Genomic DNA, 14,613 nt, shown 5'->3' with positions numbered 1-14,613 from the left:
TATCTGTGTTCTTTAGACGCATAGCAGACGACTATGGTAAAATAAGATGATACTTTGATTACAAATCAATTGAATTTACATAATTTATATAGAATTTGGATTATATGAAAAAGGAGCTTACTATATATGGTGAAATTTATTCATTGTGCAGATTTACACCTAGATAGCCCGTTTAAAACGCATAGCCATTTAAGTGAAAACATTTATGAAGATGTGAAAAAGAGTACGTATGAAAGTTTTAAGACACTTGTCAATTTCGCATTACAAGAAGAAGTTGATTTTATCGTCATAGCCGGTGATGTCTTTGATGACCATAACCGTACGTTAAGAGCTGAAGTATTTTTAAAAGAACAATTTGAACGCTTAAAGAAAGAGCAGATATTTGTGTATATGTGTCATGGAAATCATGATCCGCTATCAGATAGTGTTGTAACAGACTGGCCAGAAAATGTTTCAGTGTTTGATAAAAATGTTGAGACGTATCAAACCATTACAAAGAATGGTGAAAAGATTTTATTACATGGTTTCAGTTATCAAGATCATGCAAGTTACGAAAACAAATTAGATGAGTATCCTTCTAGCCAAGGAGAGAAAGGCCTGCATATTGGTGTACTGCATGGTACCTATAGCAAATCCTCTACGAAGCACCGTTATACTGAATTTCGATTAGAAGATTTAAACTCTAAACTTTATCATTACTGGGCACTCGGCCATATTCATGAACGTCAACAAATTAATGATATGCCACCGACGTACTATCCTGGTAATATACAAGGCCGTCATTTCAATGAAATGGGAGATAAAGGTTTTCTACTTGTAGAAGGGGATGAATTTAAATTAAATGTTGAATTTGTACCTTCACATTTTATTCGTTTTGATGAAATTAAAATTGAAACAAAACAAACAACAAAGCAAGGCATTTATGATGTGGTACAAAAATTTAAAAATCAAGTCAGAAAACAAGGTAAAGCTATCTATAGAGTTTATTTAGAGATTGATAGCGATGAGCCTGTGTCTTCTCAAGATTTAATGCAAGTGGAAGCAATGTTGAAAGAATACGAAGAAAATGAAAATAACTTTGTGTTTATTGAATCTTTAATTGTTTCTTATAAAGATGATGACACAAGACCACTTGAGCATGAATTTTCTCAAGAATTGAAAGCTGATGACGCAATTTTTACAAATGCGATGAGTGATCTTTACCTAAATCCTAAAGCAACTAAGTTTTTAGATAACTATGATGACTTTGATAAGGTAGAATTGATTAATCGTGCAGAAGCATTGCTTAAGTCAGGTTTAAGAGGTGAGCAATCATGAAGATTTTAGCATTAGATATTTATGGTTATGGTAAGTTCGTTGAAAGAACAATTAAATTTAATAAGTCATTAACACAAATATATGGTGAGAATGAAGCGGGTAAATCAACAATCCAAGCTTTTATCCATTCAATTTTATTCGGCTTTCCGACTAAAAGAGAAAACGAACCGCGTTTTGAACCGAGATTAGGTAACCAATATGGCGGCAAGCTTTATTTGAAGTTAGATGATGGACAAGAAATCCAAGTTGAACGTGTGAAAGGTGCAGCGCAAGGTGATGTTAAAGTCTATCTTGAAAATGACGGTATCCGTGATGAAGAATGGCTGCAAAATAAATTAAATTATATCGACAAGAATACATATAAAGGCATTTATTCTTTCGATGTTTTAGGTTTACAAAATATCAATCGCAATATGGATGAGAAACAACTTCAAGAATACTTGTTGCAAGCAGGTGCTTTAGGATCCACGCAATTTACAACCATGAGAGAACAATTAGAAGCACAAAAAGCAGCGTTATATAAACGTTCAGGGAAGAATCCTGTCATTAATCAGCAATTAGAGCAATTAAACGATTTACAAAACCAAATCAGAGCACATGAAAGCGAATTGGAATCTTATCATAGTCTGATTGATGAAAGAGATAAAGCTGAACGTCGTTTAGATCATCTTCAACAAAACTTGATGCAATTATCTAAGATGCATGAAGCGAAACAAAAAGAATTAGCATTATTAGATCAAGCGCAAGAATGGAAAGCACTAGAGCATGAATTGAACATCGAACCGCTAGACTTCCCAGAACAAGGGATTGAGCGATATGAAGCATCTAAAGCACGTAGAGATCAGTTGAAGAAAGATATCAGCCTACGCCAAGAAAAATTAACGCAGTTACAACAAGAAAATGAACAAATTGATGTCCCGAAACAATCTGATATCGATGCGTTAAATAATATCGCTAAACAAGAAAATGACATTAAACAAAAAGAAACACAACTACAAGCTCTGAATAAAGAGATTGAAGATAAATCAAAAGAAATCGAAGGTCTTAAATCTAATATTGGTTGGCAAGAAGATCACGATAATATAGATACTTCTGAAAGTATGAAAAGCTTCGTCAGCAAGCAAATTGCGAAGAAACAAGATCAGGCCTCATACATGACTCAATTAGAACGTACTTTAGAAGAACAACAAATAGAACAAGCAAACAACGAAGAAGAAAAGCAACAAGTTGAAGATGCACTCGTTTCTGATGAAGTATTTGAGAAGAAAAAAGAATATAATCAAAAGTCCATTGAGTTAAATGAAAAGAAAAATCTTTATCAAAAAATGAAAGAAGCTTTTGATTCAGAACAGGCTGAACGAAATCGTAAACAAAAAACAACAAGAATTATCTTTATTGTATTAGCAATTGTCAGTGCTGGCTTAGCAGTCTTCTCATTTGCGACGCAAGCACTTTTATTTGCGATTATCTTCGCTGTTGCTGCGGTAGGCTTTGTAGTAGGTGCGATTTTATTCAAGTCATCAGAAATCGGTCATAGTGAAACATTCTCTAATGAAATTTCACAATTAGAACAAGAGAATGCAGCACTCGAAGATAAATATGACTTAGACTTTGATTTAGATGATCAAGCTCGCTTGAGAAATCAACATCATAGTGTAGATAAATCTATCGGTATTTTGAATTCTAAAATTGAGTTGACTGAAGATAAGTTAGCAGAAGCACAACAAAATCATGAACGTTTTGACCAAAATATTCAGGAAGTCAAAGCTGATTTACATGTTTCAGAAAAAATGTCAGATGATTTATTGATTGACGGTATTAAAACAATCGAACGTATTCAATCGTTAAAACAACGTGTTTCTGAATTACAAGAACAACATTCTGCATTGAAATCAGAAGTTGATGCGTTCTATGATCATGCGCAAGCAGTGACAAAAAATCAAATCAGTGATTTTAAATCAGCTGCACTCTTCCATGATACAAATCGTTGGTTGAAACAAGCAGAAGAAAATCAAACAAGATGGAATCGCAATGATGAAGACATCCAACTTTTAACTAATGAACTGAAACAGTTGAATGAGCGTTTAGATGAACATAACCAATCTATTAACAGCTTATTTGATTTTGTGAAAGTTGGGGATGAGGAAGCGTATTATCGTTACCATCATCGTTATGTGACTTACAAAGATAATCACAGTAGATATCAAGATCTTAATAAATATTTAGAAAATCAAAATATGATGTACGATGAAGCATCTGATTTAAGTGATAAAACAAAAGTACAGTTAGAAGAAGAAAATAACAGATTAGCTTCACAAGTTGATGAATATAATGATAAGTATCTTACGTTACAATCAGAAGTCAGCGATTTAACTGCACAAATCAAACATATGGAAACTGATGATACATTAACGCAATTACGTCATCGTTACTATATGCTTAGAAACCAAATGAATGAAAATGCGAAAGATTGGGCAAGCCTCAGCTATTTACAAGCGTTAGTAGATGCACATATCAAACAAATTAAAGATAAGCGTTTACCACAAGTCATTGATGAAGCTACTGAAATCTTTAAACAATTGACGCATGATAATTATACGCAAGTCACATATGAAAATGAGGATGTCAGAGTTAAACATCGTAATGGTCAAATGTATCAGCCAAATGAAATCAGTCAATCAACGAAAGAAGCGTTATACATTGCCTTGCGTTTAAGTTTAATCAAAATTTTGAAACCTTATTATTCAATGCCAATCATTATCGATGATGCCTTCGTTCATTTTGACAAGCATCGTAAAGGTGCTATGATAGACTACTTGAAATCTTTATCAGCAGAATATCAAATTTTATACTTTACATGTTCAAAAGATAATAATATTCCTGCTAAACAAACAGTTATTTTAGAAAAACTAGAAGAAGGAGGCAAAAAATGAGAAATGTAGAAAAGCTTCAACCTGGAGATTCGGTAGATCATTTTTTCTTAATCCATCGAGCTGCTCAGGGTGTTACTGCGCAAGGCAAAGACTATATGACTTTGTATTTACAAGATAAAAGTGGTGAAATTGAAGCTAAAGTATGGACAGTAACAAAGCAAGATATGGAAGTCCTAAAACCAGAAACAATCATTCATGCTAAAGGCGATGTGATTAATTATCGTGGCCGTAAACAAATGAAAGTAAATCAGTTTAAATTAGCAGAACCTGCTGATGGATTATCAGCTAAAGACTTCATTGATGGTGCGCCGTTAACCCCAGATCAAATCAAAGAACAAATTGATTACTTTTTATTGGAAATTGAGAATAGTAAACTTCAACGTCTAACAAGGCATATGTTGAAAAAACATCATGACACGTTTTATGTCTTTCCAGCTGCAAGTTCCTTTCATCATAACTTTGCGAGCGGTTTAAGTTATCATGTTTTAACGATGCTGAAGATAGCTAAAAGTTTATGCGATATCTATCCGATGTTAAATAAAAGTTTGTTATATAGTGGCGTGATTTTACATGATATCGGTAAAGTTAAAGAGTTAAGCGGACCGGTTGCAACGTCATATACGGTTGAAGGTAACTTATTAGGCCATATCTCTATCGCAAGTGAAGAAGTGACAAAAGCTGCAGAAGAGTTAGGTATTGAAGGTGAAGAAGTGATGTTGCTAAAACATATGATTTTATCACATCATGGTAAACTAGAATATGGTTCACCTAAATTACCGATGCTGAAAGAAGCAGAAATTCTAACGTACATCGATAATATCGATGCTAGAATGAATATGTTTGAGAAAGCTTTCAAGAAAGCAAGAAAAGGGCAGTTCACTGAACGTTTATTTGCAATGGAAAACAGACAATTTTATAATCCAGAGAGTTTAGATTAATCTATCTCTTAACAATAAAAAGCTGAATTCCGAGTGGAATTCAGCTTTATTTTAGCTTTAAGACTTATTAAGGCGTTTGCATACCTTCGCCACCTTGAGACTGTTGTTTAAGTTTGTCAGGGTTCAAGATAGAGTCTTCGACTGCTTTTTTAATATCTCTATCTTTGAAATCAACGTTAAATTCTTTTAGTAAGTCTTTGTAAGCCTCTACTAAAATCTTAGGATCTTTTTGAACTTTATTTTGGATGATTTGTGATTTCAACTTATCTTTTTCTGATGAGAAATCAGTTGGTTGATCTGCTTTGATGATATGATAACCATAATCTGATTTAACGACATCTGAGATTTCGCCATCTTTCAATTTGAATAGTGCTTTATCAAATGGTTTTACCATTTGGCCTTTAATAACATAATCTAAGCTGCCGTCTTTTTTAGCACTTGCTTCATCCATAGATTCTTTTTTAGCGATTTCTCCGAATTTATCAGGATTTTTCTTCACTTCTTTTTGGATTTTCTCTGCTTTAGCTTTCGCTTCTTTATCACTTAAACCTTCTTTATCTTTATCATCAGATTTCACTTTGATTAAGATATGAGAAGCTTTTTTAGTGTCTTCTTTAAGCTCTTTATCAGAAACTTTAACTTTATCCATTAACATTTGTTTTTGGTAAGCTTGCAATTTCTTTTGTTCCTTATAGTCTTTAAGTGTCATACCTTGTTGTTTTAGAGCACTTTCAAATTGGTCTTTACCGCCATATTGTTTTTGCTCATCTTTGATTTGTTTATCAATTTCTTTATCATCAACTTTGTCAGCATATTTTTTCTCTAGTAATTTACCTAACAAAATTTCAAAAGAACTATTAGCGATTTGTTCTTTACCGATTTTTTTTATGACATCTTCTACTTTAACATCTCCAGCTTTAGAAGATATTAAGACGTTTTCTTTAGAATCTGTGGCATGATTCCCGCATGCACTTAATAGCACAGCACTCGCTGTAATTGGAATCATAACTTTTTTTAATGATTTCATAACGCAGTCTCCTTTTTCAAAATATAACAATGTTAATATACCATAATATGAATCTGATACAAATTCATTACTGTTGTCTTCAGACTAAAGTATTAAAAATGACATAAATAAAAGCACCTTAAACATAAAATAACATGTTCAAGGTGCTGCTTGTATCATTAATTAAAATGTGTGTCTAACGGCATATCATATTTATTTAAGATATTAAAACCTGTGCAATGTCCTTCAATATATCTGCCTTCATTTGAGAATAAGATTAATTTTAAATACATAAAGTCCATCACTGAGAAACCAGCGTTTAGTGACAGTAGGAACATGAAATAATGACCGTACTGCGGCATTAATGTTGCCATATAAATACTTGCTGCAGTAATCACGATAACTGGTGCAATTAAGCATAAGCAGAATAAATATTTATTCACTGGCGTACTGACATATAAGTTATATAAAGGTATCCATGGTCGCTTAGTAAGACGTTTCTTTTTAAAGTGTTTGTAGTAGGGTGCTAAAACAATTAAATGAATGAGTTTATGAATTGGATAAAGTAATAACACCGCTATTAGAAACACGAAAAAGTACCGGTCTGTGATCTCTTTATTGGATAAAAATATCAATACTTCATAGCTGATTAAAAATGTGATAATAGTTGTGACAACAGCAATAAAAAAGATACGGGGTAAGCCAAATCTTGTATTAATGTCAATTTGACGTGAGCATAAAAACATCACGATACCTCCTCGCATTATTTATTTGTTTTTTCGTTTATTTTGGGATATTTTTTCTAAGTTCTTATCAATACTTAGGTATTATCTATCTTTCTAATGAAAGAGTCAAGTATTAATTATGAGGAAATTTTAGGCTAATTAAGTGGCATGTTTAGAAGAGGGGAGAATGCTGTAATATCGCATGTTTATGAAGTTTAAAATTTAAAAGAAAAGACCAGGACAACACGATGTTGTTCTGATCTTAAATACTCATTATTCAGCTTCAGTGTCCACTTGTTTCTTTTTAGGTTCCACTGCAGCTGTTTGATTTTGTTGTACCGTTTCACGCTGCTCTTTACCAACAGGTTGTTGTTTTGGTGTGTACGGTGTGATGTTTTTCTTATCAGGGCTTTTCGTAATGCCTTGCACCGTTTCACCGATAATTTCACCGCGTTTTTGGATATCTTGAATATTTTCTTGAATATGATTGATATTTGGTTGAATATCTTTCATAAAGTCGCTAATCAAAGTTTTAACTTCATCGACGATAGTTTTAACTTCTTGCGTACCGTCCTTGATTTGATTAACATAGCTTGAAATATTAGATGATTGTTGTTTAATTGCTTTTGTACTGTCGTCAAATTCAGTTTGGCCAGCTTTAGAACTGTTTTTATTAAAAGCAGTTACAGCAAGACCAGCAGCAGTACCAGCAACTAATCCACCTAAAATGCGAATTACTTTCATAGGTTAGTCTCCTTATTTAATGATGTTAAGTTTAGATATAGTATGTTATTACCCGAAAATTAGGTAATCATTCAAAATGTGCTTGAATCTCTTGTGCAATTTTAGCTTTTGCTTCATCGCCTAATTCTTCTTCGTGTGTAATCCATTTATAACCGAAGCCATCCACATCATTTTTGTATCTTGGTAAGAAGTGGAAATGTAAGTGGAATACAGATTGGTCTGCAAATTCACCATTGTTTTGAATGATGTTTAAGCCGTCTGGATTAAATGCTTTTTTAATTGCGTTGGCAATTTTAGGCATTGCTGCACCGATATGCTGCATTGTTTCTGGATCAGTTTCGAAAATGTTTGGTGAAGCTTTCTTAGGTACAAGCAAAGTGTGACCTTTCGTTACTTGCGAAATATCTAAGAATGCATAGACATAATCATCTTCATAAACTTTATAACTTGGGATTTCACCATCAATGATTTTGCTGAAAATTGTTTCTGACATCACAATTCACTCCTTAAAAGGTTTACTTAAAGTACATTATAGCATTACCCGCCTTTAAACGTCATGTCACGAATGATTTCTCTATGAGTTAATACATGCTTTTTGGTACAATAAAGAACAGTTGGAGGTTATGAATATGACTGTTAAAGTAGAACAACTCACAGGTGGTTATGGTAAAAAACCTGTGATTCAAGATATTAGTTTTGAATTAAAAAATGGTGAAATTGTAGGCTTGATCGGCCTTAACGGTGCAGGGAAAAGTACGACAATCAAGCACATGCTCGGATTGTTAACACCTGCTGCAGGTGAACTTTCTATTTCAGGTACTAACATCAAAGAAGACATTGAGACCTATAGACATAAATTATCGTATATTCCTGAAGCACCGGTCATATATGAAGAATTAACATTACAAGAACATATTGATATGACTGCAATGGCTTACGGCATTGATAAACAAACTGCAATGGATCGTGCCATGCCGTTATTAAAAACATTTCGTTTAGAAAAAGAACTCCAAGTTTTTCCAAGTCATTTTTCTAAAGGGATGAAACAGAAGGTCATGATAATTTGCGCCTTTATCGTCAACCCTGAACTTTATATCATTGACGAGCCATTTCTTGGTTTAGATCCATTAGGTATACAATCCATGTTGGATTTAATGGTAGAGAAGAAGAATGAAGGGCGTACTGTATTAATGAGTACACATATATTAGCAACAGCTGAGCGTTATTGTGATCGCTTCATCATCCTTGATGAAGGACGTATTGTTGCTTTTGGTAATTTAGATGAACTTAGAGCACAAACAGGTTTACATGATAAAACATTAGATGAAATTTATATTCATGTGACGCAAGGTGGTCAAAACGTATGACAGACCATCGCGCCATAGAATTATTTAACCAAAGAAGAACAGCAATCAGTAAAGAAAAAGCCTACTATAATAAATTTATTTTTAATGGGCACTTTTCAGTATTTCTATTGATTTTATTCGGTGCGTTTATATTAGGCTACGGTAACTGGCTTAAACATATTCCATCTGGCATACCATATGCATTATTAGCAAGTATCGCTGTTGCTGTAATTTCGATCTTTCCTTTACGCACTTTGTTTAAAGAGGCGGATCGTTTGTTCCTATTACCATTTGAACGGCATATGCGCAGCTACTTGAACTATAGTATTATTTATAGTTATTTAAATAGAATAGCTTTGCAAGTGGTTGTATTAATTGTACTCTTTCCATTATTCAGTAGACTTGAAGCGGGCAATCTGCTTTACTACGCATTATTTGCGGTTGCCGCTTTAATTTATCCATATCTCGGCTTAATTGCCAAATTAGAGTGGATGCAGGCAAAAAGGCCTTTATGGATTATGCAAGTCCTGCAATGGCTGCTCTTTGCAATCACATACGTTTTAATTTTAGGTGCACATCAATGGTTTGGTTTGTTACTTGTTATTGTATTTATCGCATGGATTATTGTACTAAAGAAAAATAATGCAAAACGCTTATTGCCATGGGAAGCGCTGATTGTGATTGAACAGCAACATCACATGAATTACTATAAATTCGTCAATATGTTCACTGATGTAAAACACTTGCGCTCAGCGGCAGTACGTCGTCGTTATTTGGATTTCTTATTGCCGAGACCGCGTTCAAATCAATATAACGCAAAGCATATGTATTTATTTCTATTTAAACGTAGCTTCTTAAGAGGTAAAGATGCATTCAATATCATTTTACGATTAGTTATTATTGCACTTGTGTTAATGATTTGGCTTTCGAATCAATGGATTTCATTAATTGTAGGCGGACTGTTTATGTATATAATTTTACTGCAAACAGCACAGTTCTATACACAACAAGCTTATGGGTTATGGCCGCAAGTTTGGCCTGTACCTGAAGAAAGAGTAATTCAAGGCTATGGTCAGTTTCTATATCATATTATGTTTGGTATCGGTATAATATTAGCGTTAACATACGCTATCCTTTTCCCGCCACAATTTTATATGGTATTAGTATTCTTTGTGGTGGGTTGGTTGACAATCAGAAATATTATCAAGAAATTGAAATACCAAGAAGCCTTATTAAAAGACTAAATCTAAATATAAAAACAACGTCTCATTAGCAATTTAAGCTAATGGACGTTGTTTTGTTTTTTAGATACTTTTGCTTAATCTTTATCCACCGGATAGAGGAAACGTTCAAAATAACTTGAATGTTGGCCGCTAGAACCGAAGAATTGAGATAACGCTGTTTTAGAGAAGTTATCTTGATAAACTTGAGAAGATTTGAAATCTTCAAAGTTACTACGCTCAGCAAAACCAAAGTAGATTTTGTAAGTTGTTCCTTTAATTGGTTTTAAGAAACGGTAACATTTGAATCCAGGGAATTTATCCAAGTTTAAAGATAATGATGTTAAACGTTTTTCTAATTGATACATATGATTTTCTGAAGTTGGGGTAAAGACAACTGCATAGAAACATTCTTCTTCAAGTTCATTAATGCTTGAAAGTACTTCATATTTAAGTGGTTCTTTTAAAGCAGTTGGTTGTTCAGTTTCTTCAAAAATCACTGATGAATCATTTGTTGAGAATAAAAATAAGTTATGCTCTGGGTTGTTTAATCGAATTTGGTTAAGGTATCCGAATGTACCATAGGATGCATATAATTTCATGGCACGTTCCTCCTTTTTTGTATTATTCTACAAAGAATAAAAATAAGTTTCTAGCAATTAAAAATACTAGTAGTCTCATTATATAGTATTAGTAGGGCAATTTGATATAGAAATGATGAAAATGTTTCAGATTTTGAAAACGGAACCAATGAGGATTTTAACAAATTATGTCATAATGTAATATGTTGCAACTAAAGAAGGTAAGCACGTAGAAAAAGTTTACACGATTGTGATTTGCTATGTCTTTTTTATGACATTTACATCCAACAAAATACGTGTATTCTACGGATATGCTAGAATAGATTAGAATGATTATAATTTTGGGAGGATACTGTGGTGCATCAAAAAAATAATACAATTTTAAAGATGATTAAGGGAGAAGAGGTTGAACACACTCCATTATGGTTTATGCGACAAGCAGGTCGTTCTCAACCTGAATATCGTGCCTTAAAAGAGAAATATTCGTTATTTGAAATTACACACCAACCTGAATTGTGTGCCTATGTTACACATTTACCAGTAGATCACTATCAAACTGACGCAGCAATTTTATATAAAGATATCATGACACCATTAAAACCGATTGGTGTAGATGTAGAGATTAAATCTGGTATCGGTCCTGTGATTGAGAATACAATCAAAACGATTCAAGATGTAGAAAAGCTAGGACAAATTGATCCAAAACGCGATGTACCTTACGTGTTAGATACGATTAAGCTCTTGACGGAAGAAAAATTGAATGTGCCTTTAATTGGTTTTGTCGGCGCACCATTTACTTTAGCAAGTTATATGATTGAAGGTGGACCTTCTAAAAATTATCACTTCACTAAAGCTATGATGTATCGTGATGAGGCAACATGGTTTGCGTTAATGAATCATTTAGTAGATATGTCTATCACGTATGCGAATGCACAAATCGAAGCGGGTGCAGAGTTGATTCAAATCTTTGATTCGTGGATTGGCGCATTAAATGCCCCTGATTTCAGATATTACATTAAGCCGCATATGGAACGCTTAATTAAAGGGATTAAAGCAGAACATGATGTGCCGGTTATCTTATTCGGTGTGAATGCTACACATTTAATTGAAGAATGGAATTCACTTCCGATTGATGTATTAGGTATTGATTGGCGTACAACAATCAAAGATACTGCTGATGCAGGGGTTACAAAAACAATTCAAGGCAACTTAGATCCTTCATTGTTATTGGCACCTTGGGAAGTTATTCAACCGCGCTTAGATGAAATCTTAGATCAAGGAATGGCTTACGGCAAACACATTTTCAACTTAGGACACGGGGTATTCCCAGAAGTGAAACCAGAAACGTTGGAGAAAATTGCTGATTATGTCCATGAATATACAAAACGAAAATAATTTAAATGCAAAATGAACGGTAAAGGAAGGGTTTAATATGACTCGAACTATTGGACTGCTCGTGATGGCGTATGGTACACCTTATCAAGAAAGTGATATAGAACCGTACTACACAGATATTCGTCACGGTAAAAAACCGACACCAGAAGAAGTTCAAAATTTAAAAGATCGCTATGAATTTATAGGTGGGATGTCTCCATTAGCTAGAATTACAGATGAACAAGCGGAGGCATTAAAAGATAGATTGAACTTAATGTATGAAGAACAAGATATTGAGTTTAAAGTCTATGTCGGTTTAAAACATATTCATCCATTTATTGAAGATGCAGTTGAACGTATGCATCAAGATGGTATTACAGAAGCGATTACGATTGTCTTAGCGCCGCATTTCTCTAATTTCTCTGTAGGTTCATATAACAAACGTGCAGCGAAAGCGGCACAAACACATGGTATTAAATTGACGCATGTGAACAGCTTCTATCAACAACCAAAATTTATTCAATACTGGGTGAAACAAATTAATCAAACACTTTCAGACATACCTGAAGCAGAACATGATCGTACTGTTTTGGTTGTTTCAGCACACAGTTTACCTGAGAAGATGATATTAGAATCCAATGATCCATATCCAGAGCAATTAAAAGACAACACAAGATTATTAGAAGAACTATCAAATATTCAACACACAGCAAGAGGATGGCAGTCTGAAGGTAATACAGGCACACCATGGCTCGGACCGGATGTACAAGATTTAACAAGAAGTTTAAAAGCTGAATATGGCTATGAACATTTTATTTATACGCCAGTTGGTTTTGTTTGTGATCATTTAGAAGTCCTTTATGATAATGATTATGAATGTAAAGTGGTATGTGACGAAGTAGGCGCAACTTATCATCGTCCACCGATGCCAAATACACATCCGCTCTTTATCGGTGCTATGGCAGATGAAGTTTATTATGTTTTAACAACGAAAGAAGAGGATGCAAATGAGTAAGAACATCGCAGTCATCGGCGGAGGGATTACAGGGCTTTCCGCAGCATATTATTTAAAAAAAGAACATCCTGAATATGATGTCACAATAATTGAAGCCACAAATCGTACGGGTGGTAAAATTCAAACGTATCGTAAAGATGGTTTCACGATTGAATTAGGTCCAGAATCTTATTTGGGTCGCAAAACAATTATGACTGATCTTGCGACAGAAGTGGGCTTAGGTGATGAATTAATTACCAACCAAACAGGACAATCTTATATCTATGCACGTAACCGTTTATATCCGATACCTGGTGGTTCTATCATGGGTATACCGACAGATTTAAAACCTTTTATGACAACACAATTAATCTCATTAAAAGGTAAATTACGTGCCGCTATGGATTTAACTAAGAAACCTATTGAAATGGATGGAGATATTTCTGTAGGAGATTTCTTCAGACAACGTTTAGGCGATGAAGTATTGGAAAATCTGATTGAACCTTTAATGGGTGGTATTTATGGTACGGATATCGATAAATTAAGCTTAATGAGTACGTTTCCTAACTTTAAAGAAAGAGAAGAGGAGTTCGGCAGTTTAATAAAAGGTATGCGCCATGAGAAGTTATTAAGACAACGAAAAAAACAATTGTATCCTGGTGCACCTAAAGGGCAATTTAAGCAATTCAGACATGGTTTATCTTCTTTTATCGAAGCGTTAACGCATGCAGTGATTGAACAAGGTACATCAATTCAATATCAAACCAAAGTAGAAGATATCATTGGTTTCCAAAAAGGATATAACGTTGTTTATAATGGCGAAAAACACTTTTATGACGGCGTTTTAGTAACAGTACCACATCAAACATTTATGCAATGGTTCTCAGAAGATCCAGCATTAGATTACTTTAAAACAATGGAAAGTACTTCTGTAGCGACGGTTGTTTTAGCATTTGATGAAAAAGATGTGGTCAATACGTATGATGGTACTGGCTTTGTGATTGCGAGAACTTCTAATACTCGTATTACCGCTTGTACATGGACCAGCAAAAAATGGCCGTTTACAACACCAGAAGGTAAAGTCTTGTTACGTGCTTATGTCGGAAAACCTGGTGATAACATTTTAGAAGAAATGGATGATGAACAGATTGTTGCGACAGTACTTCGTGATTTAAGTCAAATGATGGATATTAAAGGCGATCCGGAATTTTCAATCGTTCATCGTATGCCAAAAAGCATGCCACAGTATCATGTAGGTCATATTCAACAAGTGCGACGTATTCAAGATCATATCAAACATACGTATCCGCATTTACGTATTACAGGTGCAGCATTTGAAGCGGTCGGTTTACCTGATTGTATTCAACAAGGTAAAGATGCCGCAGAATCTTTAGCAGAAGTTGTACAATAAATGTTTTGACATGTCGAATTGTAA

General features: G+C 34.0%; 13 protein-coding genes. 8 read left to right on the top strand and 5 right to left on the bottom strand.

All coding sequences use genetic code 11. The annotated features are described in order from the left end of the window. Window positions 1-126: 126 nt before the first annotated feature. From CD112_RS06880 to yhaM, 3 genes are read left to right on the top strand one after another with little or no spacing between them, the layout of a single operon-like run. Window positions 127-1,317, top strand: a complete 1,191-nt coding sequence (locus CD112_RS06880) for a metallophosphoesterase family protein (RefSeq protein ID WP_002481286.1) — start codon at window positions 127-129, stop codon at window positions 1,315-1,317. Next, window positions 1,314-4,250, top strand: coding sequence for an AAA family ATPase (locus tag CD112_RS06875; protein ID WP_103364068.1), 2,937 nt, complete (start codon window positions 1,314-1,316; stop codon window positions 4,248-4,250). Before CD112_RS06880 ends, CD112_RS06875 begins: the two co-directional genes overlap by 4 nt. After that, window positions 4,247-5,188 (top strand): 3'-5' exoribonuclease YhaM, encoded by a 942-nt coding sequence (gene yhaM / locus CD112_RS06870; protein WP_023016255.1) that lies wholly within the window; start codon window positions 4,247-4,249, stop codon window positions 5,186-5,188. The genes CD112_RS06875 and yhaM overlap by 4 nt, the downstream gene beginning before the upstream one ends. A 67-nt stretch (window positions 5,189-5,255) precedes the next feature. On the opposite strand, the gene prsA is transcribed toward yhaM, so the two are convergent. The 4 genes from prsA to CD112_RS06850 form a co-directional block, all read right to left on the bottom strand. After that, window positions 5,256-6,215 (bottom strand): peptidylprolyl isomerase PrsA, encoded by a 960-nt coding sequence (prsA, locus tag CD112_RS06865; protein WP_103364067.1) that lies wholly within the window; start codon window positions 6,213-6,215, stop codon window positions 5,256-5,258. Between the two features lie 158 nt (window positions 6,216-6,373). Then, window positions 6,374-6,940 carry a DUF3267 domain-containing protein gene (locus CD112_RS06860; protein ID WP_103364066.1) on the bottom strand — a complete coding sequence of 189 codons (567 nt, stop codon included), beginning with the start codon at window positions 6,938-6,940 and terminating at the stop codon, window positions 6,374-6,376. 252 nt (window positions 6,941-7,192) lie between these two features. Beyond that, a complete protein-coding gene (locus CD112_RS06855) occupies window positions 7,193-7,663 on the bottom strand; it encodes a hypothetical protein (RefSeq protein WP_070626426.1) in 471 nt (156 codons plus the stop codon). A gap of 67 nt (window positions 7,664-7,730) precedes the next feature. Further along, complete coding sequence (locus tag CD112_RS06850; RefSeq protein WP_070626427.1) at window positions 7,731-8,156, bottom strand: HIT family protein; 426 nt, start codon at window positions 8,154-8,156, stop codon at window positions 7,731-7,733. Window positions 8,157-8,292: 136 nt separating this feature from the next. Between CD112_RS06850 and ecsA the strand changes: the two genes are divergently transcribed. Further along, window positions 8,293-9,030: an ABC transporter ATP-binding protein EcsA gene (ecsA, locus tag CD112_RS06845; protein WP_103364065.1), complete on the top strand. Its 738-nt coding sequence runs from the start codon at window positions 8,293-8,295 to the stop codon at window positions 9,028-9,030. Further along, window positions 9,027-10,253: an ABC transporter permease EcsB gene (gene ecsB / locus CD112_RS06840; protein ID WP_070626429.1), complete on the top strand. Its 1,227-nt coding sequence runs from the start codon at window positions 9,027-9,029 to the stop codon at window positions 10,251-10,253. The genes ecsA and ecsB overlap by 4 nt, the downstream gene beginning before the upstream one ends. Window positions 10,254-10,327: 74 nt before the next feature. Here ecsB and CD112_RS06835 read toward each other — a convergent pair whose 3' ends face one another. After that, a complete protein-coding gene (locus CD112_RS06835) occupies window positions 10,328-10,831 on the bottom strand; it encodes a signal transduction protein TRAP (RefSeq protein WP_103364064.1) in 504 nt (167 codons plus the stop codon). 333 nt (window positions 10,832-11,164) lie between these two features. Here CD112_RS06835 and hemE point away from each other — a divergent pair, with 333 nt between their 5' ends. The 3 genes from hemE to hemY are packed head-to-tail and all read left to right on the top strand — an operon-like array spanning window position 11,165 to window position 14,589. Beyond that, a complete protein-coding gene (gene hemE, locus CD112_RS06830; protein ID WP_103364063.1) occupies window positions 11,165-12,205 on the top strand; it encodes a uroporphyrinogen decarboxylase in 1,041 nt (346 codons plus the stop codon). 37 nt (window positions 12,206-12,242) lie between these two features. After that, window positions 12,243-13,199 carry a ferrochelatase gene (gene hemH, locus CD112_RS06825; protein ID WP_002481275.1) on the top strand — a complete coding sequence of 319 codons (957 nt, stop codon included), beginning with the start codon at window positions 12,243-12,245 and terminating at the stop codon, window positions 13,197-13,199. Beyond that, window positions 13,192-14,589 carry a protoporphyrinogen oxidase gene (gene hemY, locus CD112_RS06820; RefSeq protein ID WP_174165798.1) on the top strand — a complete coding sequence of 466 codons (1,398 nt, stop codon included), beginning with the start codon at window positions 13,192-13,194 and terminating at the stop codon, window positions 14,587-14,589. Before hemH ends, hemY begins: the two co-directional genes overlap by 8 nt. The last annotated feature ends 24 nt before the right edge of the window (window positions 14,590-14,613 follow it).

It is taken from the genome of Staphylococcus simulans (assembly GCF_002902285.1).
Classification (GTDB): Bacteria; Bacillota; Bacilli; order Staphylococcales; family Staphylococcaceae; genus Staphylococcus; species Staphylococcus simulans.
This window is presented reverse-complemented; position numbering and strand designations above follow the sequence as displayed.

Excerpts from the sequence above, each read along its gene's own strand:
- hemY (WP_174165798.1), top strand. The coding sequence starts at position 13,192 with ATGAGTAAGAACATCGCAGTCATCGGCGGAGGGATTACAGGGCTTTCC.
- ecsA (WP_103364065.1), top strand. The coding sequence starts at position 8,293 with ATGACTGTTAAAGTAGAACAACTCACAGGTGGTTATGGTAAAAAACCT.
- CD112_RS06875 (WP_103364068.1), top strand. The coding sequence starts at position 1,314 with ATGAAGATTTTAGCATTAGATATTTATGGTTATGGTAAGTTCGTTGAA.
- CD112_RS06880 (WP_002481286.1), top strand. The coding sequence starts at position 127 with ATGGTGAAATTTATTCATTGTGCAGATTTACACCTAGATAGCCCGTTT.
- CD112_RS06850 (WP_070626427.1), bottom strand. The coding sequence starts at position 8,156 with ATGTCAGAAACAATTTTCAGCAAAATCATTGATGGTGAAATCCCAAGT.
- yhaM (WP_023016255.1), top strand. The coding sequence starts at position 4,247 with ATGAGAAATGTAGAAAAGCTTCAACCTGGAGATTCGGTAGATCATTTT.
- CD112_RS06855 (WP_070626426.1), bottom strand. The coding sequence starts at position 7,663 with ATGAAAGTAATTCGCATTTTAGGTGGATTAGTTGCTGGTACTGCTGCT.
- CD112_RS06860 (WP_103364066.1), bottom strand. The coding sequence starts at position 6,940 with ATGTTTTTATGCTCACGTCAAATTGACATTAATACAAGATTTGGCTTA.
- CD112_RS06835 (WP_103364064.1), bottom strand. The coding sequence starts at position 10,831 with ATGAAATTATATGCATCCTATGGTACATTCGGATACCTTAACCAAATT.
- ecsB (WP_070626429.1), top strand. The coding sequence starts at position 9,027 with ATGACAGACCATCGCGCCATAGAATTATTTAACCAAAGAAGAACAGCA.
- hemH (WP_002481275.1), top strand. The coding sequence starts at position 12,243 with ATGACTCGAACTATTGGACTGCTCGTGATGGCGTATGGTACACCTTAT.
- prsA (WP_103364067.1), bottom strand. The coding sequence starts at position 6,215 with ATGAAATCATTAAAAAAAGTTATGATTCCAATTACAGCGAGTGCTGTG.